Consider the following 18521-nt stretch of genomic DNA (forward strand, 5'->3'; position numbering starts at 1 on the left):
GGCAACATGAAGCGGCGAGTCGTGAACAGCGTGCAGCGCGCGCGCGTCGTCCTGCTGGTTGGCGCGGCGGCTGTGCTTGGCGCCTGCACGGAGGCCCACTCGGCGTCGCCTCTCGATGGCGGCACCAGCGTCGATGGCGGCACCAGTGTCGATGGCGGCACCGTCATCGCGACCTGCACGCAGGAGCCAGACCCCGCTGTTGGTGCTGCTTGCTCGTTCTCGTGGCGCTGCCCTGTCGTGTTCACGGACTTCGTCGATGGGATGTGCGGCGACGAGGGCTTCGAGTGTGTGGACGGGCGCATCGCCGAGTACGAGAACCTCTGGACTTGCCTGAATCCCATGGACGAGTCCCCGTGTTCCGATCCTACGTGCAGCCAGCCGCCTTCTCGCTCGTCGCGCCGGGTCGGGCGAGACGACCTCGGCGTCACCCGCGTCTGGACGACCTTCAACGGCTGGGGCGACTGCTACGGGGCACCATCGGACCTGGAGTTGTTGGACGCAGATGGGGTCGTGCTCGCCCGCCTCGAACTGACGTTCGAGGACGACGGCGACACCCCGCTCCCCCGCGCGTGCGTCTTCCACAGGGCGGGCGACCCCGGCACGACGGTCCCGTGTGCCTTCTCGGGTGAGTTCCTCTCCGGCGGAGGCGCGTGCGGCGGTACGTCGAGCCACCCCCGCTTGTGTGGCGACCTCGAGGTGGAACTGGATGGGGATGTGTTCCAGGTGCCCATCGCGCTCGACGCGTGGGTCGGGTTGATCTGCTTCTAGACCAGCTCCGACACCGCGCGGTGGGCCTGCTCGAAGGCCGAGTGCGCGTACGGATCCCAGCCGGCGTCCGAGCCAGCGATGGTGACGTGCCCCTGCGGCGAGCGCGCGCGCTCCATGCTGCGCTGACCCACGTCTTCGGGCTCCATCAGGGTGTTTGGCCCGTACGAGTAGCCGTGCGACCAACGGTTGACCGTGATGGCGGCGATGTCGCGCTCGGCGTCGAAGCCACCGGGCCCGAGCATGCGCGTGAGGTCGTCGCGGATGTGGCGCTCGTAGTCCTCGATCTTCAGGCCGAAGAGCTTCTTGCGGGCAGCTCGCAACCCGGCGCGCGGGTCGCTCGCGTCGGGCACGGTCGGCACGTAGACCATGTGAACCAGGATGGGCTCCGACGGGTCGAACGCGCAGCGATAGCCGCCCATGGCCACGGGGTAGTCGAGCTTCACGCGCGAGTGGAAGGTGTCCACGCCGAAGATCTCGTGCACGCCGAGGGCCACCCATGGGCGCCAGTGGCGCAGCGCCACGTTGGTGTAGATCAGCGGCGCCTTCACGTTGCTGGACAGTGACGTGGCTTGCTCGGGCGGCAGGCCGTCCAGCAAGTACGGGATGCTCATGTTGAAGCACGCGAGGGTGCTGTGTTTGGCGCTCACCCGCGTGGGGTGCCCGTCGGCGTTGCGCAGCAGGCCCACGTCCACGCTGCCGTCGTCGGCGTTGCGTGCCCACGCCACGGTGCTGCCAAGCCGGATGCGCACGGGGCTGTCCGGGGAGTCGAGCTGGGCGTAGTCGAAGGGCGCCAGCACGATGTCTTCCATCGTGTTCCCGGGCGCCACCGCTGGGATCAGCTTGCGCACCATCAAGCGCGCGATCGACGCGTTCCCGTCCGGGAAGTGGTGCACGTAGGGCTCGTCCAGCCGGCCGGGTGCGCTCTCGTCGTGGTCGCCGTGGGGCAGCGCGATGCCCTGCAGGCCCGGCAGGCCATAGTGCCCCGCCTCGAGCGCGGGGATGTGCGTGGGGGCCATGCCGAAGAAGTCCGCCGTGCGCTGCGTGAAGTAGCGCAGCGCTTCGTCGCCCAGGCCCCAGTCGTCACGAAGGAAGTCGGCGTAGCTCTTGGTGCGCAGGTACGCGGCGCGAGCCTCGGCGGAGGGCGTGGATGCGAGCGTGATGCGCTCGCTCGTGTACAACGCCAGCAGCTGCGCGCGTGCGTCGGGGGACATGGGAAACAGCCCGAAGAACTCCTCGAAGGAGCGCGCGTTGAGGCGCCCCTTGGGCACGTCATCCGACATCCACGCGGTGGGGTCGCCCGTCACGAGCGTGTCGCGCCCGAAGTGCTCGGCCCCGAAGAAGGTGCCGCGCGACAGACCGAGATCCGAGTAGAGCGCGTGGTGGAAGTAGCTGCTCTCGAACTTGGCGATGTCCACGCCCAGCATGGCCATGAGCTGCTTGGTGGCGGGGCCAAAGTTCTGGAGCGGCGACTGCAGGCTCTCGGAGCCGCCGTAGCCGATGAGCTTGCTGCCATCCACGTCGAACTCGTTGCGCGCCGCGTGGCCACCGAAGTCGGCCATGGGGTCCACGATCAGGATCTTGGACTCGGGCCCGAAGCGCTCGCGGTAGAAGAGCGCCGTGGCGAGACCGCTCAGGCCAGGCCCGCCACCACCAGGTCGTAGTGCTCTGAGGTAAGCACCTCCCCGAACGTGGCGCGCGTGCCCTTGAACGCGGCGCGATGCATGACGCTGGCCGCGTCGAGCGAGAGCCCGCGCAGCCCGTGCTGCGTGGCCGGGATGCCGTCGTGGATGTCGGTGATGGGGCCGCTGGTCATGACTACGCGCCGAGGATACCCGCTACGGCGACGATCACGACAGCGATGAACGGCTCAGGCGCTGAGCGCGACAGCCGCGGCAGGACGCGGCGCCATGTCGGACACGGTGGCAGGTCCAGCGGCGGGCTCTAGCTGGCTCAGCTCGGCCAGCGCGCCCTCCAGCTCCACCGCCACTGCGTTTACTTCGCTCGGAGTGAGGCCCCCGGCGGGGTAGATGATGCCCATGCGCAGCTCGTCGCGGAAGCTCACGCTGGTGACGAACAGCCCGGTGTTGGGGGCATACCCCGAGAACTCGCACAGCCCTGCGTCATGCCGCGCGAAGAAGTCCACGCTCCCCACGGTGGAGTAGTGCGCGCTCATGGGGGCGAGCTTGCCACGTGTCTTCAGCCGGCGCGCCGCGAGCGAGTAGAGGCGCAGCCCAATCCAGGTGCCGATCTCATCGAGCAGGAGCCCGAAGCCACGCTCGTGGTCTTTGAAGCGGCGCACGCCTTCCTTCAGCTGAGCGCCCACGTCCGCCAGCAGCGCGGCCGCGTCGGAGAAGCGCGTGGAGCGCACCATGAAGCTGGCCACGAAGTTGCCGAACGCGTTGGGGCGCGGCGGGTCGAAGTAGGGCCGGACGTCCACGGAGATACGCACGGCGACCTCCCGTGTACCCACGGTCGCGGCCGCCCCCGCCCGGCGCGCCAGCACCAGGGTGACGGCCGCGAGCGTTAGCGCGTTCAGGCTGGTGTCCTGGGCCTTCGCCGCCGCGACCAGCTTCTTCACGGAGAGCTTTGGCGTATACCGCAGCACGCGCGGCGCCGTGAACGCCGACAGCGGGGCAAGCGGGTCGATCAGCGAGACGCCACGCGCGGCGGCCTTCTGCGCCCGCATGCGACGCCAGTCGATGAGCGCGGCGCGGAAGCGCGCCATCAGACCCCGCGGCCAAAGCGCTGCGCGCATGAACGGCACGTCGATGGCCACGGGCTCGATGGGCTTTCCGGCCAGCGCGCCGAGCAGCGCGTCGATCATCTGGATCATGCCGCGCCCGTCACACACCAGGTGGTGCACGATCATGAAGAGCGTGGGGCGCGTGGGGTGGTCGGCGAAGCGAAAGCGCACGGGCAGACTGCGCCCCAACGAGAAGGGCTCGGCCAGGAGCGCGTTGCGGTACTCGTGCAGCCGCTCGTCGTTGGCGGCCACGCCCTGAACCACGCGCCAAACCTCGTCGAACAGGGGCTCGATCAGCGGGTCGGTGTCGTCCAGCACCTCGAGGCTCGTGCTGAACACACCCACGGCGAGGCGTGTGCGGGTGCGCGGGTAGGCGGACACCAACGCGCGCACGCAGCTGCGCACCAGCGCCGGGTCGAGCGCCCGCTCGAAGGTCATCTCGTACACCTGCGAGACGGATCCGGCCACGCCCTCGAGCGCGGCATACGCGCGCTCGGAGCGGTTGAGTGGGATCAGGTGAGGCACATCTCGTGTCCTGCATGCACCCGGAGGTGCGCCTCGTTCACGGGCTCGTGCGTCCCGGGCGTGGTCATCGCGTAGAGCAGGGTGGGCGTCTTCTGGGTGAAGAAGGCCGGCTCGATCACGTCGAGCATGCTCTCGCGGTCGTAGTCGGTCATGGCCACCATGTGGTAGTCGGCCACGCGTGGGTCGGCGTAGAGCGCCTCCAGCAGGGCCGCGAACACGGCGCGTCGCCCGCTGGTCTGCAGCGTGTGGTCGATCTCCTGTGTGGTCAGGTAGAGGATGCGCAGCTCCTCGCCGGGCTGCGGAACGCTCTTGCCGAGCCCACGCGCCAGGCCCGCGGCCACGCGCATGGCGGTGGGGAAGTCGTCCACCACGATGCGCCGACCGGGCGACAGGTCCCAGGGCGCGAGGCATCCCACCAGCTTCCCGTTGGCGTCGCTCGCCAGGTAGAAGCTCTCGACGGAGAAGTCGTCCCAGCTCTGCAGACGCCGGTTCAGCTCGTCGTGCTCGCCCTCGTACACGTAGCCGAGCGCGCGCTCACGGTTCTGCGTGTTCAAGAACGCGCGGAGGCGGCCGATGTCCTCCGTGCGCGCCACGCGCACGCTCACGTCCGGCATGCCCTGCTTCAGCTGCCGCAGCTTGCCGCGCCCGAAGGGGCGGTGCGCCAGAAGGTTGATCATCTGATAGGACGCCACGGGCGTGAGGTCGAACGGCGTCTCCTGGGCGGTGAACGCCGCGCGAGCGCGGTCGTTGGCCATGACGAACGACCCGAGCCAGTGCTTGCAGCCGTGCCAGCCCTCGATCTCGTGGCCGTGGTCGCAGATGGCGGCCATGAAGACCTTCCAGTCGAACTTGGAGCGGCGGTCGCGGCCGCGGATGAAGCGCAGATCCGACCAGTGGCCCACCCACTCGACCTGGTCACCCACGTAGCTCGGACGCATCACCAGCGTGGCCATGCCCTCGGCGACGCCGTCGCTATTCTCGACGAGCAGCACGTGGTGCTCCGGGGCCCTCGTAGCGCAGGAAGCGGAAGTAGTCCGGGTCCTTCACGAACGTGATGTTGAACGCGCCGCCCTGCATGCTCAGCCGTCGGTAGAGCTCCAGGATGGTGGCGTTGTCGTTGGGCGTCGCCCAGCGCGCGTCGGGGAACTGCGCAAGAAAACTCGTTACGTCCATGACTGATCTCCTGTGGCTACGGGGCGCGCCACCTGGCGCAGGTGCAGGGCGGCGGCGCCCTCGATGCAGGCCGAGAGGGGCTCGACCTTGATGTTTCCCTTGACCATGCCGCGCAGGACGCCGAGCTCTTCGTAGACGGGCGCGCGTGCGGCGTGGTGACCACCTCGGCCTGGGCCAGCTGCCCCGAGGTCGCGAGCGAGGTCGTAGTGGAAGAACTCGCGCAGGCCGCGCTCCAGCGTCTCCGACCGCGCCTGGTCACGCTCGGGGTTGGGCGCGCCCTCGCACAGCGCCACGTAGCAGGGGCGCTCGGACGTGGGGTGCAGGCCACTCGGCAGCGGGATCAGCGACAGGGGCTGGCAGTCGCCCATCGGCTCGAGTGAGCTCAGCGCGCGCGCGGCCGCGTCCGGGCTCAGCTTCTCGCCCACCATGTCGGTGTCGTCCATGCGTCCCTGGAACTCGAGGCACGGCGTGCTGCCCACGAAGCCACGCACCTTCAGGCGGTCGCGCAGCCCGTAGCGCAGGAGTCCCGCGCCGGTGGTGAGCAGTGGGCGCACCTCTTGGCCTTCGCGCAGCTCCCACGCGAAGTGCGAGCGCTCGGTGGCGAGGTCCACGAACTCGTAGAAGTGGCTGCGCGACGCCAGCACGTGCTTACCCCGGTAGGGGATGGTGACCACGCCCTCGGTGGCCCACAGACCCTTGCCCTGGAAGTGCGCGTGGGGGGCGAGCGCCTGCAGCCTGCGGGCCCAGCTCGCCGACGACGAGGTGTCCCACGCGCTGATCAGCGAGAGCGACGGCCAGAGCGCGCGCAGCAGCTCGGGCGATGCGGGGCCGGGGTAGCTCCGCAGGATGGCAGCCACCTCGGGGGCACGCGGCGCGCCTCCCGGCAGCCCGCTGCGCTGCCAGCGCCCCTGCGCGAGCGTGTCGCACAGCTCCGTGCGGTGGCGCTCGAGCCCCTCGAAGAGGTTCAGCGCGAACGTGGGGCTCCACACCGAGATCAACGACAGGTCACGCGCGGCGAGCAGCCAGGCGAGCGTGGCGAACAGCGAGTCGTCCGAAGACTCGGCGAAGGCCACCCAGCGCGGCACGGGGGCCATGAGCGCCGCGGCCGCGCGCTTCTCCCACGAGAGCAGCTGCGTGTCGTCGTTCACGTTGCCCGGCGTATCGGCGCGCAGCTCGGTGGGATCCACGAGAGCGACCAGTAGTGCCGCCCGGCGCGCACACCCGGCACGCTGCGGTAGAGGTCCGCCACCCAGGGCGTGACGGCGGCGTCGAGGTCGGCCAGGAAGCCGGGCGTGTAGGGCACCCACTTCACACGCGAGCTCGACCCGCTGGTGGGCTGGTAGCGCTCGCAGTGCTCACGCGTGAGCATGCGCTCTTCGCCGGCGCGCTGACGCGTGACCAGCGCCTCCACGTCGGACCACGAGTGCTCGGCGACACGGTCGCGGAACGCCTCGGCGCTCATGCTGCGCGTGAGCCCGAGACGCTTGGCCTGGAGCGAGCCGTCGAAGTGCTCCAGCTGGCGGGCCAGCGTCGCGCGCTGCGTGCGCTCGACGTCGTGGAGAGCGTCGTCGAAGCGCCGCGCGCCCCACGCACAGACGGCGCGCGCCGCCTGATGCGCGAAGGGTCGCAGCTGGTCCTTCATGCGCGGTCCTCCAGCGTGAACGGCGTGTCGTCGGTGCGCCCGCGGAGCTGCCGCGCGAGGTCAGCCAGCGAGGGCATGCGCTCGCCCAGCTCGGTGGCCAAGGCTCCGGGGGGCGGCGCCGAGCTGCGCATGCGCGACGACTCCTTCGCCAGGTAGGGCCACAGCAGGTTCAGCGAGACCTCGCCCACACAGGGCAGCTCCACGCCGCGGTGCCACTCGGGGTTGCGGTCTTCGAAGAACGCGATGGCCGGGTTCTCGGCGCGCAGCTCCTCGGTGATGGGCGCCACCGGGTCACGCAGGCACTGCGAACCCTCGCCGAAGTCCAAGATGCCCTTGGTGGGGTTGTAGGCGCGCGGGAACAGCTGCCGGCAGTACTGGTCCACGATGCCGCGCAGGCGCGGGTCCGAGGGCTTGTCCGCCCGCGGGTAGTACGTGACGAAGTTGTTCGCCAGCAGCAGGTAGGTCTTGTAGCCCTTCGAGATCAGCAGCCAGTAGATGGGCGTGCGGGGCATGCGGGCCTTCACGCCCAGCATGTACCGAACGAAGCCGTCCTTGAGCGCGCGGTCACCCCCAGTAGTCGGGGTGCAGGATGGTGTCGCCGCTGAAGACGCCGATGGCCGGGCGTCCGTCGTCGTCGAGCTCGACCTGCTTGATGGTGCTGAAGCCGCGGATGGTCGCGGCCTCGTTCTTCTCACGCACCATGATCACGCCCGACTTCTCGGAGAGGTCCTTGATGAACGTCGCGAGGTCCGCGTTTTCGTAGAAGCGCGAGAAGAGCGCATGCATCTGCGTCAGCTCGATGGGGGAGATGGATTCCACGCGCCGGAAGCGCGCGGTGAGGGGGGCGAGGGGGGATTCGTGGTTCACGGGGGGCACCTGATTCCTTCCAATCTGGCAACCGTGTACAACAGCAAGTTTCGAATTGCGATTGGATTATTTGCGAAAACTTTCTACAAACATCTTGTCAATAAACTCAAGTTACTTGTCGGTAAGTTTTCGACGGCCGTCTACAACGTTCAGCTACTACCGCGTCATAACTATGTAATTGACCGTAGAAGCCACGGCGCCCCGTGACGGGGAGAGACACCCATGGCCGTGTTACAGCATTTGAGTCTGCGTGTGCACCCTTCGCACATCGCAAAAATGACGGGGTTCATGGGCCAAACCGAGCGAGAAACCACCGTTTTGACACTGGGTGTCAGGTGTTGCGGCGGATGCGGCGGAAGGCGAGCGCGGCCAAGACAGTGACCGCAGCGGCCACGACCCAACCCTCTGGGGGGACGCGCTGAGTCAGCGCGGCGGCCTCAGGACCCCAGTACACCATGAGCCAGAGGCCGGGAATGCAGCCGATCAACGCCCCGAGCAGGCACGGAAAAAAACGCGCGCGGGACAGCCCCATGACGTAGGCGGGGCCCGGCGCGAGGAACAGGACCGACCGCATGGCGAGGGAGACGAGGAACGCGTTCTCGCTGACGCGCGACTCCCACTTTTGGAAGCGCTCGGGCACGCGCGCGCTCACCCAGTCACGCGCGAGATAGCGCGCCAAGCAGAAGCCGAAGGCCATGCCGCCCGCGCTGCCCAGCACACACACCACCAGCGCGATGGGCTTGCTGAAGAGCACCATCGCGGCGATCACGATGAACGTGGCCGGCACGCCCAAGCCCTCGAGCGTGGCGTGCACCAGCACCCACGCGATGGGCGCGAGCGGGCCGAGCGCCGTGACGTCCGTGCGCACGATCGGTGTCGCGCAGGTAGTCGAACGCGCCCGTCACCCACAGCACCCCGGGGACGACGAGCAGCAGAATCACCCACTTGATCGACTGGCTTTTGGGGGCGCTCTTCGCGTCCGTGCTGGCAGTGGTCTCGTCGCTCATCGGCTCACCTCGCGGGGTGCTCGCTGACAGCGTGGGCAGATGTGCGTGCCCCGCTGACCCACCACGAACTTCTGCACGGTGGCAGCGCAGCGGCGGCACGCGCGCCCGTCACGGCCGTAGACGCGGAACTGGTCTTGGTAGCTGCCCGGCTGACCCTCGGGCGTCCGGTAGAACGTGTCGAAGCTGGATCCCTCGCGCGCGATGGCCTCGCTCAGGATCATGCGTATGGCGGTGACCAGCTTGGCCGCCTGCGCCTTGGTCACGCGGTCAGCGGGCAGGAGCGGGTGAAGCTTCGCCTCGTGCAGGGCCTCGTCCACGTAGATGTTGCCGAGGCCCGCCACGAACTCTTGGTCCAACAGCAGGGGCTTCAGCTGACGCTGTCTCCCGGCCAGCGCCTGGGACAGCCACGCCGCCGTGAAGTCGTCTTCCAAGGGCTCCGGTCCCAGGTGCGCGAGCGTCACGCGGGGGTCCTCCGTGAAGGTGAAGCGCCCGAACTTGCGCACGTCGTCGAAGCGCAGCGTGTGCTCGTCGCTGAGGCCCAGGGCCACGCGCGTGTAGGGCCCGAGCGGCGTGGCGTTGGGCTCCACGTACAGGCGCCCGCTCATGCGCAGGTGCACCAGCAGCGCGCCGGCAGGCTTCACCACGCCATGCGTCTCCGTGCGCGTGGCTCGAGCACGATGTACTTGGCCCGGCGACCCACGCGCGTGATGGTGGCTCCGCGCACGCTGCGGTCGAAGTCCCGCAGGCTCGGCCCGCCCAGGGAGCGCAGCCAGCCCGCCTCGGCAGAGACGATGGTGCGGCCCGTCACACGCGGGGCGATCAGGCGCGCGACGGTCTCGACTTCGGGGAGCTCGGGCATGACGCCCGAGAGACTACGCCATCACTAGACCATCACTACGCCATCATTTTTCCGAACTTGGCGGTCAACACGGGGTCGGACGCCAGCTTCACGCCCCAGGCCTGCGCCACGCCGCCGTACGAGCCCATGTTCAGGCCGTACATCTTGAGAGCGCCGTTCATGTCACCCGTCTGCATCTTCTTCATCATCTTCACGTAGTCGGACAGCTTCGCGACCGGCTGACCGGGGAAGACCACCGGGTCGGGGTCGCCCATGTCTTCGCCAGCCGCCATCTGCTGAGCCACGGCCTGCGCGTTGACGCGCGCGCCCTCCACGTCGAAGTGCCCGCCGCGGATCTGCTCGGCGATGCGCCCCTCGTGGCTGTTCGGGTCGATGCCCTCCACCTTGAGCCGAGTCAGGTTCACCTGCTGCTCGAAGAAGGCGCGCAGGCGCTGGTCGCTGCGCAGGCGGATCTCCCAGGCCTCGATGCGCCCGCTCGCGGCGGCGTTGTCGGCCTTGAGCCCGTACTCGCGGCACAGGGCCTCGAGCGCCTTCCACTGCTCGTTGCCGAACGCGTTCGCCACGGCTGCGAGCCGACCGCCGGTGTGCTGCGCGTGCTTCGCCGTGATCGCGTCGCGTCGCGCCGACAGCTCGGCGTACTGCGCGATGGTGAGGCCCTCGTGCTTCTCTTCCTGCTGCTGCGTGCTGTTGCGCGCGTCCATGTCGCGCAGCCACGCGTCGAAGCCGTCGAGCTTGGCTTTGTCGTGCCCGCCCATGGCCAGCCAGGCCAGCGCCAGCGGCCGCTCGAAGCAGGTGAACCCATCCTTCGGGATGCTGGCGCGCAGCTCACCGAAGAGCGCCTCCACCTCGGGCCGCAGCGCCGGCTGTTCCCGCGTGAGCCAGGCCAGCACGATGATGGCCGCGTCGGTCGTCCAGTCCACCGGCCCGCGCGCCAGGTTGAACAGCGCGAACTTGCGGGCCCGCCGTGTCGCTCCAGCTGTTGTCCGTGCGCGCGATGACCAACGCGGCGGCCACCTGCATGCGCTGCACCCACGCGAACGGGTCCATGCCCTCGGGCGGCGGCGGCGGGTGCACCATGCCGGAGAGCAGCTGCTCCACCCAGGCCACCCCCATCTGCGCGCCGAGCGGCTTCGCGGCGGCGTCCCAGCGCTCCAGCACGAAGGTCTGCCGGGCGATGGTGGCCACGGCCTCGGTGGCGCGCGGATCGGGCGCCGGCACGTTGGGATAGCCACGCTGCGCGTCGAAGCGCCACAGCGAGAACGACACGGGCCCACGTGATGCGCGCGGGTCGGGCTGCTGCACCTTCTCGTAAGAGAGGCCCACGCCGATCTGCAGGCCTCGCGCGGCGGCCCAGCGCTCGAACGCCAGCAACACGCTGGGCGACTCGGGGTGCGTGACCTTCATGTCCAGCTTGCCGCCCTGGCCACGCTCGGGGTGCTGGGTGAGGTCACGCACGATGTTGCGCAGCGCGTTGGCGCTGGCGTCACCCGGCCCCGGCAGGAAGTGCACGTAGTCACGCTGCGGCTCCATGTCGCACAGCAGCTGCCACGCGCGCCCCGAGTGCTCGGCCTGGTCGTAGAGCGCGAACTTGAAGGCCGGGTTGCCCGTCTTCTTGAACTCCGCGTAGGTGATGGACGACTCGGCGTGGCGGTGCTTGGGGTTCTGCGCGAGCACCTCGCGGTAGGCTGCGATGGCCTCGTCCCAGCGCTGCGCGCTCAGCAGCGTGTCGCCGATGTCGAGCTGGGTGGAGATGGGGTCGGCGCCCTCGAGCGAGAGCGAGTAGCGGTACCACTCGATGGCGCGATCGGCGCCGCCGCCGTCGCGGTGCGCGGTGGCCACCATGATCGCGGTGCTCCAGCGCTTGTCCAGCTGGTGGCACTGCTCGGCCAGCTGGATGGCGGGCGCGAAGTCTCCCGCGCGCCGCAGCGCGGACGAGCCGGCCATGAGCACCATGGGCTCCTGCGCGTGCTGCTGGCGCAGGATGGTCATGACGCGCACGGCGGCCAGCACGTTGGGGCGCCGGTAGTCGTCGTCGGCTACGGGGGCCGGGCACTCCGAGAGCCAGCGCAGCGTGGGGATGACCACCAGCTTCACCGCGTCTTCGGTGCTCATGCCGTTGAGCCGGCCTTCGGCGGCCCACTCGGCGCCCCACTGGAAGTAGGGCACGTCGGGCCGCAGGTTCACCACGAAGCACAGCTCGCGGAAGGCCTCCACGTTGTTGTTGAGGCGCGCCTGCACGTATGCGCGGGTGGCCACGGTGATGTAGTCGAACTTGGCCTGGTCGTTGCGCACCAGCGTGAGCGTCTCGGCGCCCGCGCGCGCCACGATCTGGTCGAGGATGCTGCGCATGGCCGCGTTCTGCGGGTCCACCGACAGCACCGAGCTCGCGTGGAAGAGCGCGCTGCTGAGGTCGCTGACCTGAAATGCCTTGGTCGCGCTCTCGATGTTGGTGCGCGTCCCCTGCTCCGTGAAGTCGACGTTCATGCTGAATACCCCCGTGGTGGTGCGCGACACGCTACCAGGGGCGGCGCCTCGGCGTACGCGGATTCTTCGACTTCAATCCCCATGCAAGTCTTCAGCGGCGGCGGCCCGCTCTGCTAGCATCCGAGCACATGTCCCAGCCCACCGTCACTCCTCCCCGCCGCATCGCCGTGCTCACCTCGGGGGGCGACTCACCCGGCATGAATGCCTGCGTGCGCGCCATCGGTCGCGTGGCCGAGACGGCCGGCGCAGAGCTCCTGGCCGTCATGGACGGCTATGCGGGTCTCCTCGACAACCGCATCTTCCCGCTCGAGCGCGCGGACCTCGACGCGCGAGCCTCGCACGGCGGGACCCGCCTCGGAACGGCACGTTGTGCGGCCTTCATGCAGCCCGAGGGACGCGCGCGCGCGGCGGAGCACCTGCGCGCGGCGGGGGCGGACGCGCTGGTGGTCATCGGCGGCGACGGCAGCATGCGCGGAGCGCTCGCGCTCATGAACGAGCAAGGCATCGCGGTGGGCGGCGTGCCCGGGACCATCGACTGCGACGTGCTCGGCACGGACGAGACCATCGGCTTCGACACGGCGGTGGGGCGCGGCGTCGAGGCCATCGACCGCCTGCGTGACACCGCCGAGAGCCACCACCGCGTGTTCCTCGTGGAGGTCATGGGCCGGCACTCGGGCGCCATCGCCATGGCGGTGGGCGTGGCCGGCGGGGCGGAGGCCATCGTCACGCCCGAGTGGCCCACCGACGTGCCGGTCCTGGCAGCACACTTGATCGCCGAGTGGGCGAAGCGGAACTCGAGCGTGGTGGTGGTGGCCGAGGGTGACGACCAAGGCGGCGCGGCAGCGCTCGCCGCGGCGTTGCTGCCGCTCATGCCCGGCGCCGACATGCGCGTCACGGTGCTGGGCCACGTGCAGCGCGGTGGTGCGCCCAGCCCACGCGACCGCATCCTGGCGGCACGTCTGGGTGCCGACGTGGCCAGCGGGCTCTTGGCCGGGGAGCGCGGCTTCATGTCCGGCATGTGGCACGGTGACGTGCGGCGCGTGCCCATCGCCGAGGTGGCGTGCGGCAACCAGGAGCCCGCCACGCGGCTCGCGGACCTGGCGCGCGCGCTGTCGTTGCTCAGCTGAGCGCGCGGTCCAACCTGAGAGCTTTCTCATGTTCGTCTCAGGGGCGGCTCGTGTCGGCGCCGTAGAGCGATGTCATGCTCTGCCACCCGTTCGTTGCCCGCTCGCGCGCGCGGCACCTCCTCGCGCTCCCGGTGTTGCTGCTCGTTTCCGCCCCGGCGGCCCCCGCCGGCGCGCAGGCCACGACGCTCGACCACCCGAGCACGCCGCACGCCGACGTGCTGGAGCTCACCTTCGAAGAGGCCATCGACCTCGCCCTGGTGCGGCCCGAGGCACGCGTGGCCGAGCAGGTGCGCGCCCGCCGCGCCGACGCGGACGCCGACGTCGGCCGTTGGGTGGGCAACCCCCAGGTGCAGGTGCAGGTGGGCCGGCGCCGTCGCCCGCAGCCTGATGTGGGGGTCGAAGCGCAGATCACGCTGCTGCAGGGGTTCGCGCTCGGGCGCGTGGGTGCGGCGCGGCTCGAGGGCCTGGCCGCCGAGCTCGGCGCGCTCGACGTGGAAGAGCGGGCCGAGCGCATGCTCGCCGCGCTTTCGAGGCGGGGGAGGCCTGGCTGGTGCTGCACCTCGCCGAGCGGCGCGTGGTGGCTGCGGTCGCGCGCGTGGAGGTTGGCTAGCAGAATCTCGAGGTGGTGACACGCGCGCGCACGCTCTCCGCGGCGACGGAGGACGACGGCGCCGAGGCCGCTCGTCTGCTGGGTGAGCTCCACATGGCGCGCCTCGCGGCCGAGGCGCACGTGCGCGCGGCTTCGCTCGAGCTGGCGCACGCCACGGCGCAGCACGGCCCCTTCCGCTTGGCCACCACCGGGCCCGCGCCCGAGGTGACGCTGCCCGACCTCGCCCACCTCCGCGCGGACGAGGGCTACCTTGACGGCCTGCCCACGCTCCGGCTGCGCACAGCGCTCCTGCGTGTGGCCGAGGCGCGGCAGCGCGAGGCTGAGCGCGACGCGCGCGGCACGGGTGCGCTGGGCGTGTACGTGGAGCGTGACTCCCCGCGCGGCATCGTGGTGGCGGGCGTGGCGCAGTTCACCCTTGGCGTGGTGGACCGAGGCGGACCCGCGCGCGCGGCGGCGGCCGAGGCGGTGGCCCGCGCCGAGGCGGAGATCGTCCGTGCCAGCCACGAGTCGCACGCCATCTTCCACGCCGCTATCGATGCGGTGGAGGTGACGCGCGCCACGCGCGAACGGCACGGCGCCGAGGTGCTCGTCGCCTACCGTGCGCGCGTGAGCGCCATCGAGCGCAGGCTCGAGTTGGGAGCGGCCACGCGCGCCGAGCTGCTGCGGGCCTCGCTGGACCTGGCGTTGGCCGAGATGGACCACGAGGAGCTGGCGGGGACGCCGCGCGCGCCCAGCTGCGCCTGCGCCTGCTGCTGGATGCCACCGTGAGCGCGGAGGCGCGGCCACGAACCGTCTCTTCCACGAAGGTCTCCGCGCTCCCCCTGCTGCTGCTCCTGGCGCTCGGAGCGTGCGGCGGGGAGCCCCGAGACGAAGGGGCGGGCTCCACCGCCGAGTCTGCCGCGCCGCCGGCCGTCGAGGGCGCGCGCGCCGAGGAGCCGAGCGGGGCGCCCGGCACCACAGCGGCCACGGACGCGCGCGACGACGAAGCGACCGCCGACGCCGACCTCGACGGGGAAGAGACCCTCGGGCGTGTGGTGACGCGCGGTGGCGTGGTGGAGGTGGGGCTATCCTTCGAGGGCGCGTGCGTCGCCTGTTGGTCAGCGTGGGCCAACCCGTCGAGGAGGGCAGCGTGCTGGCCGAGGTGGAGGTGCCCGGACTAGCGGTGGCCGCGGCGGAGGTGGCGGGTCTGGGCCACGAGGCGCGACGTGCTGGGCACGCGCCGCGAGCGCGTGGTGCAGCTGGTGAACGAGGGGCCTCGCGCCGCGAGCAGCTGGAGGGTGTGGACGGCACACTGGCCGAGCTCGGGACGCGCGCGCGACGTGGCGCTCGCCAAGCTGCGCGCGGCGCACGTGGACCGTGCGGACCAGGCGCACCTCGCGCCACGGCGTCCTGCGGGTGCGGGCGCCGCGCGCCGGCGTGCTGGTGGAGCTGCTGCTCGCCGAGGGCGGTGTGGTGGGTCCGGGTGCGCCGCTCGCACGCTTGGTGGGACCCAGCGAGGCGGTGGTTCAGGTGACCACGGCACGGCGTCCTCCGACCGGCCCCGTCACCGTGGTGACGGACGACGGAACGCTGAGCAGCAGCGCGCTGCACGAGCCCGTGCTCGATCCCGAGACCGGCCTCTTCCACACGTTCTATCCGCTCACGGAGGCGCTGCCCCACGGCACGCGTGTCACCGTGCGCTTCCAACCGAGGCACCCATGATCAGGCGCCTGCTGCTCGCCTCCATCGAGAAGCGCGGGTTCGTGCTCGCCGTGGTCGCGGCGCTCGCGGCGGCGTCCCTCCTGTCGGCGCGCAACCTGCGGTTGGATGCGCTGCCCGACGTGACCGGTCAGCAGGTGCAGCTGCTCACGCAGGCGCCCGGCTACACCCCCGAGGAGGTGGAGCGTCTGGTCACGCGGCCCATCGAGATCGCGCTCGGCGGCCTGCCGGGCCTAGCCACGCAGCGCTCCCTCTCGCGCTACGGGTTGAGCGTGGTCACGGCCGTGTTCCAAGACGACGTGGACCTCGTGCGCGCACGGCAGCTGGTGGCCGAGCGCCTGGTGGGCACCAGCTGGCTGCCCGCCGGCGTCGAGACCCCTGAGCTCGGGCCGTTGACCGGGGCCTCGGCGAGATCTTCCACTTCGCCGTGGAGGGCGAGGGGCTACGACGCCACGCAGATCCTGGAGCTGGTGGAGCTGCGCATCGCCCGATCCTGCGCTCGGTCCCGGGCGTGGTGGAGTCAACACCTGGCGGCACGCGGCGCACCATGGACGTGATCGGCGACCCCATCGCCATGGCCGCGCACGGCGTCTCGCTGGCGGAGCTGCGCGCGGCCGTCTCGACCTCGAGCGGCGCCGTGCCGGGGGACGCCCTCTCGGCGGGCGAGGGGCGCGTGCTCATGCGCGGCCGTGCACTCCCCACGCAGCCACGGGACCTCGAGCGTGCTGTGCTGCCGTGCCGCTCCGGCGGCGAGACGCTGCGCATCGGCGACGTGGCCAGCGTGCGCCCCGGGGCCGAGCCACGCCTCGGGACGGCCACCGCCGAGGGCCGCGGCGAGGGCGTCTACGTCATGGTCCAGATGCTGCGTGGGGAGAACGCGCTCGAGGTGCTGGAGGGCATCCACGCGCGCATGCCAGAGGTGCGCTCCGTCCTCCCGCGCGGTGTCGACATCGAGCCCATCTACGACCGCAGCGACCTGGTGAACGCCACGCTCCGCACGGTGGGCAAGAACCTGCTCGAGGGCGGGCTACTGGTCGCCATCATCCTGTTCCTCATGTTGGGCAGCCTGCGCGCCGCGCTGGTGGTGGCCCTGACGATCCCGCTGGCCATGCTGGGGGCGGTCGTGGGCATGGTGGCCCTCGAGGTGCCCGGCAACCTCATGAGCCTCGGCGCCATCGACTTCGGTCTCTTGGTGGACGGCGCGGTGGTGCTGGTGGAGGCCATCTTCCACCGCTGGTCGGAGCACCCGGAGGAGGACCCCGCGGCGGCCATGCGCCGCGCCGTGACCGAGGTCGCGCGCCCCGTGGCCTACTCGGTGGCTGTCATCCTGATGGTGTACGTGCCCATCTTGGCGCTTCAGGGGCGTGGACGGGAAGATGTTCAAGCCCATGGCCATCACGGTGGTGCTCGCGCTCGCGGCGGCGCTGGCGCTGACCTTCACGTTCATCCCCGCGGCCACGGCCCGCTTCGTGCGCCGTGAGCACATGCCCGCCACACCGCCGCGCCTGGTGCGCGTGCTGGAGCGCGTGCACACGCCCGTGCTGCGCTGGGTGAGCGGGCGGCCCGGCCTGCTGGCGCTGCTGGCGCTGCTGAGCCTGGTGGGGGGCGGCATGCTCTTCGCGCGCGCGGGCACGGCGTTCGTCCCGCAGCTGGACGAGGGCGACCTGGTCATCCAGGGCACACGGCGGCCCGACATCTCCATCCACGAGGCCGCGCGGCTCGGCACTGCGCTCGAGCAGGCCGCGCTCGATGTGCCCGAGGTGGCCTCCATCCACAGCCGCATCGGCAGCCCTGCCGTGGCCACCGACGTCATGGGCCTCGAGCAGTCGGACGTGTTCGTGCGGCTCCATCCTGCGTCGCGGTGGCGGGCGGGCATGACCCGTGAGCGGCTACTGGCCGAGCTGGCCGAGCGCATCGAGGCTACGGCGCCGGGCGACGAGATCGCGTTCACGCAGCCCATCCAGATGCGCTTCAACGAGCTGGTGGGCGGCGACGTCACGGACGTGAGCGTGAGCGTGTACGGCCCCGAGCTGCGCACAGCCCGTCTTCTCGCGGAGGAGGTGGAGCGGCGCATCCAGGGGCTCCCCGGTGCCGAGGACGTGCGCATCCTCGCGCCCCCCGATGTGCCCCTACTGGACGTCGTCCCCGACGCGCTGCGTGCGGCCCGCCACGAGCTGCGCGTGGCCGACGTGCTGGACGCGGTCCAGGCCTATCAGGTGGGACTCGAGGCGGGCGCCACCTACGACGACGTGCTGCGCATCCCCATCCGCGTGCGGCTCACGCCCCCCACCAGCGCAGGGCTCGGGCAGACGCCCATCCCCACCGCGCGCGGGCTCGTGCCGCTCGACGCGGTGGCGGCCGTGCGCACCCTCGAGACGCCCAGCGCCATCTACCACGACCGCTCGGAGCGCCGCATCGCGGTGGGCTTCAACGTGCGCGGGCGCGACCTGGGCAGCGTGGCCAGCGACGCGCGCGTGCGGCTCGCGGGGCTGAGCATGCCGGACGGCTTCCGCCTGGTTTGGGGTGGCCAGTACGAGGCCTTCGAGGCGGCCAAGCGGCGCCTCATGTGGGTCATCCCGCTGGTGCTGCTGGGCATCGGGGCCACGCTGCTGCTGCTGTTCCGGCGGCTCGCGCCCGTGTTGATCATCACGCTGCATCCCCTTCGCGGCGGTGGGCGGCATCGTTCTGCTCTCGCTGCGCGGGCTGCCCGCATCCATCTCGGGCGGCCATCGGGTTCATCGCGCTGTCGGGCATCGCGGTGCTCAACGGCGTGGTGCTGGTGGCGCGCATCGAAGAGGAGATGCGGGCCGGAAGCCCCACGCGAGGCCGCCCTCGACGCCGCCCCCGCGCGCGGCTCAGGCCAGTGTCCACCACCGCGCTGGTCGCCTCGCTCAGGGTCCGTGCCCATGATGCTGGCCACCGGCGTGGGCGCCGAGGTGCAGCGCCCGCTGGCCACGGTGGTGCGGCCTCGTGACCTCCACCACCGTCAGTCTCTTGCTGCTGCCGTGCTCTACCCCT

The 18521-nt window shown here is 70.9% G+C and carries 20 protein-coding genes and 1 pseudogene; 7 read left to right on the plus strand and 14 right to left on the minus strand.

Going from position 1 to position 18521, the window contains the following annotated elements; all coding sequences use genetic code 11:
* Positions 1-6: 6 nt before the first annotated feature.
* Positions 7-768, plus strand: a complete 762-nt coding sequence (locus tag IPI43_04960; protein MBK7773472.1) for a hypothetical protein — start codon at positions 7-9, stop codon at positions 766-768.
* Here IPI43_04960 and IPI43_04965 read toward each other — a convergent pair.
* The 14 genes from IPI43_04965 to IPI43_05030 all read right to left on the minus strand — a co-directional run bounded on the left by IPI43_04965 (position 765) and on the right by IPI43_05030 (position 12068).
* Positions 765-2336, minus strand: coding sequence for a spermidine dehydrogenase (locus IPI43_04965; protein MBK7773473.1), 1572 nt, complete (start codon positions 2334-2336; stop codon positions 765-767). The two genes, IPI43_04960 and IPI43_04965, sit on opposite strands and share 4 nt — an antisense overlap.
* Before the next feature lie 62 nt (positions 2337-2398).
* Positions 2399-2581, minus strand: a complete 183-nt coding sequence (locus IPI43_04970; protein ID MBK7773474.1) for a hypothetical protein — start codon at positions 2579-2581, stop codon at positions 2399-2401.
* A gap of 54 nt (positions 2582-2635) precedes the next feature.
* Entirely contained in the window at positions 2636-4036 is a 1401-nt protein-coding gene (locus tag IPI43_04975) for a hypothetical protein (GenBank protein MBK7773475.1), read from the minus strand.
* Entirely contained in the window at positions 4024-5028 is a 1005-nt protein-coding gene (locus IPI43_04980) for a hypothetical protein (protein MBK7773476.1), read from the minus strand. Before IPI43_04980 ends, IPI43_04975 begins: the two co-directional genes overlap by 13 nt.
* A complete protein-coding gene (locus IPI43_04985; protein MBK7773477.1) occupies positions 5009-5209 on the minus strand; it encodes a hypothetical protein in 201 nt (66 codons plus the stop codon). Before IPI43_04985 ends, IPI43_04980 begins: the two co-directional genes overlap by 20 nt.
* Positions 5200-6396, minus strand: coding sequence for a GH3 auxin-responsive promoter family protein (locus tag IPI43_04990; GenBank protein ID MBK7773478.1), 1197 nt, complete (start codon positions 6394-6396; stop codon positions 5200-5202). The genes IPI43_04985 and IPI43_04990 overlap by 10 nt, the downstream gene beginning before the upstream one ends.
* Positions 6354-6851 (minus strand): GH3 auxin-responsive promoter family protein, encoded by a 498-nt coding sequence (locus IPI43_04995; GenBank protein MBK7773479.1) that lies wholly within the window; start codon positions 6849-6851, stop codon positions 6354-6356. Before IPI43_04995 ends, IPI43_04990 begins: the two co-directional genes overlap by 43 nt.
* Positions 6848-7375 (minus strand): hypothetical protein, encoded by a 528-nt coding sequence (locus IPI43_05000; GenBank protein ID MBK7773480.1) that lies wholly within the window; start codon positions 7373-7375, stop codon positions 6848-6850. Before IPI43_05000 ends, IPI43_04995 begins: the two co-directional genes overlap by 4 nt.
* Before the next feature lie 40 nt (positions 7376-7415).
* Positions 7416-7718, minus strand: coding sequence for a hypothetical protein (locus IPI43_05005; protein ID MBK7773481.1), 303 nt, complete (start codon positions 7716-7718; stop codon positions 7416-7418).
* 331 nt (positions 7719-8049) lie between these two features.
* Positions 8050-8586, minus strand: coding sequence for a VTT domain-containing protein (locus tag IPI43_05010; GenBank protein MBK7773482.1), 537 nt, complete (start codon positions 8584-8586; stop codon positions 8050-8052).
* A 135-nt stretch (positions 8587-8721) separates the two neighbouring features.
* The gene (gene mutM / locus IPI43_05015) at positions 8722-9369 is read right to left on the minus strand and encodes a bifunctional DNA-formamidopyrimidine glycosylase/DNA-(apurinic or apyrimidinic site) lyase (protein MBK7773483.1); all 648 of its coding nucleotides are present in this window, start codon (positions 9367-9369) and stop codon (positions 8722-8724) included.
* Positions 9363-9584, minus strand: coding sequence for a hypothetical protein (locus IPI43_05020; GenBank protein ID MBK7773484.1), 222 nt, complete (start codon positions 9582-9584; stop codon positions 9363-9365). The genes mutM and IPI43_05020 overlap by 7 nt, the downstream gene beginning before the upstream one ends.
* A gap of 35 nt (positions 9585-9619) precedes the next feature.
* The gene (locus tag IPI43_05025) at positions 9620-10504 is read right to left on the minus strand and encodes a hypothetical protein (GenBank protein ID MBK7773485.1); all 885 of its coding nucleotides are present in this window, start codon (positions 10502-10504) and stop codon (positions 9620-9622) included.
* Complete coding sequence (locus tag IPI43_05030) at positions 10410-12068, minus strand: tetratricopeptide repeat protein (GenBank protein MBK7773486.1); 1659 nt, start codon at positions 12066-12068, stop codon at positions 10410-10412. The genes IPI43_05025 and IPI43_05030 overlap by 95 nt, the downstream gene beginning before the upstream one ends.
* A 128-nt stretch (positions 12069-12196) precedes the next feature.
* Between IPI43_05030 and IPI43_05035 the strand changes: the two genes are divergently transcribed.
* The 6 genes and pseudogenes from IPI43_05035 (at position 12197) to IPI43_05060 (ending at position 18509) form a co-directional block, all read left to right on the plus strand.
* Positions 12197-13195: an ATP-dependent 6-phosphofructokinase gene (locus IPI43_05035; protein MBK7773487.1), complete on the plus strand. Its 999-nt coding sequence runs from the start codon at positions 12197-12199 to the stop codon at positions 13193-13195.
* Between the two features lie 74 nt (positions 13196-13269).
* Positions 13270-13824 carry a hypothetical protein gene (locus IPI43_05040; protein MBK7773488.1) on the plus strand — a complete coding sequence of 185 codons (555 nt, stop codon included), beginning with the start codon at positions 13270-13272 and terminating at the stop codon, positions 13822-13824.
* Positions 13818-14573 carry a hypothetical protein gene (locus IPI43_05045; GenBank protein MBK7773489.1) on the plus strand — a complete coding sequence of 252 codons (756 nt, stop codon included), beginning with the start codon at positions 13818-13820 and terminating at the stop codon, positions 14571-14573. Before IPI43_05040 ends, IPI43_05045 begins: the two co-directional genes overlap by 7 nt.
* The gene (locus IPI43_05050) at positions 14570-14965 is read left to right on the plus strand and encodes a hypothetical protein (GenBank protein MBK7773490.1); all 396 of its coding nucleotides are present in this window, start codon (positions 14570-14572) and stop codon (positions 14963-14965) included. The genes IPI43_05045 and IPI43_05050 overlap by 4 nt, the downstream gene beginning before the upstream one ends.
* A 196-nt stretch (positions 14966-15161) precedes the next feature.
* On the plus strand, positions 15162-15506 hold the full coding sequence (locus tag IPI43_05055; protein MBK7773491.1) for an HlyD family efflux transporter periplasmic adaptor subunit: 345 nt from the start codon (positions 15162-15164) through the stop codon (positions 15504-15506).
* A pseudogene (locus IPI43_05060) lies at positions 15503-18509 on the plus strand (efflux RND transporter permease subunit). The gene IPI43_05055 and the pseudogene IPI43_05060 overlap by 4 nt, the downstream one beginning before the upstream one ends.
* Positions 18510-18521: the final 12 nt, after the last annotated feature.

This window comes from Sandaracinaceae bacterium, assembly GCA_016706685.1.
Classification (GTDB): domain Bacteria; phylum Myxococcota_A; class Polyangia; order Polyangiales; family Houyiibacteriaceae; genus JADJJE01.

Bases quoted from the DNA above. Each gene is read 5' to 3' on its own strand.
- IPI43_04960 (MBK7773472.1), top strand. From the start codon at position 7: ATGAAGCGGCGAGTCGTGAACAGCGTGCAGCGCGCGCGCGTCGTCCTG.
- IPI43_04970 (MBK7773474.1), bottom strand. From the start codon at position 2,581: ATGACCAGCGGCCCCATCACCGACATCCACGACGGCATCCCGGCCACG.
- IPI43_04985 (MBK7773477.1), bottom strand. From the start codon at position 5,209: ATGGACGTAACGAGTTTTCTTGCGCAGTTCCCCGACGCGCGCTGGGCG.
- IPI43_04995 (MBK7773479.1), bottom strand. From the start codon at position 6,851: ATGAAGGACCAGCTGCGACCCTTCGCGCATCAGGCGGCGCGCGCCGTC.
- IPI43_05020 (MBK7773484.1), bottom strand. From the start codon at position 9,584: ATGCCCGAGCTCCCCGAAGTCGAGACCGTCGCGCGCCTGATCGCCCCG.
- IPI43_05030 (MBK7773486.1), bottom strand. From the start codon at position 12,068: ATGAACGTCGACTTCACGGAGCAGGGGACGCGCACCAACATCGAGAGC.
- IPI43_05035 (MBK7773487.1), top strand. From the start codon at position 12,197: ATGTCCCAGCCCACCGTCACTCCTCCCCGCCGCATCGCCGTGCTCACC.
- IPI43_05040 (MBK7773488.1), top strand. From the start codon at position 13,270: ATGCTCTGCCACCCGTTCGTTGCCCGCTCGCGCGCGCGGCACCTCCTC.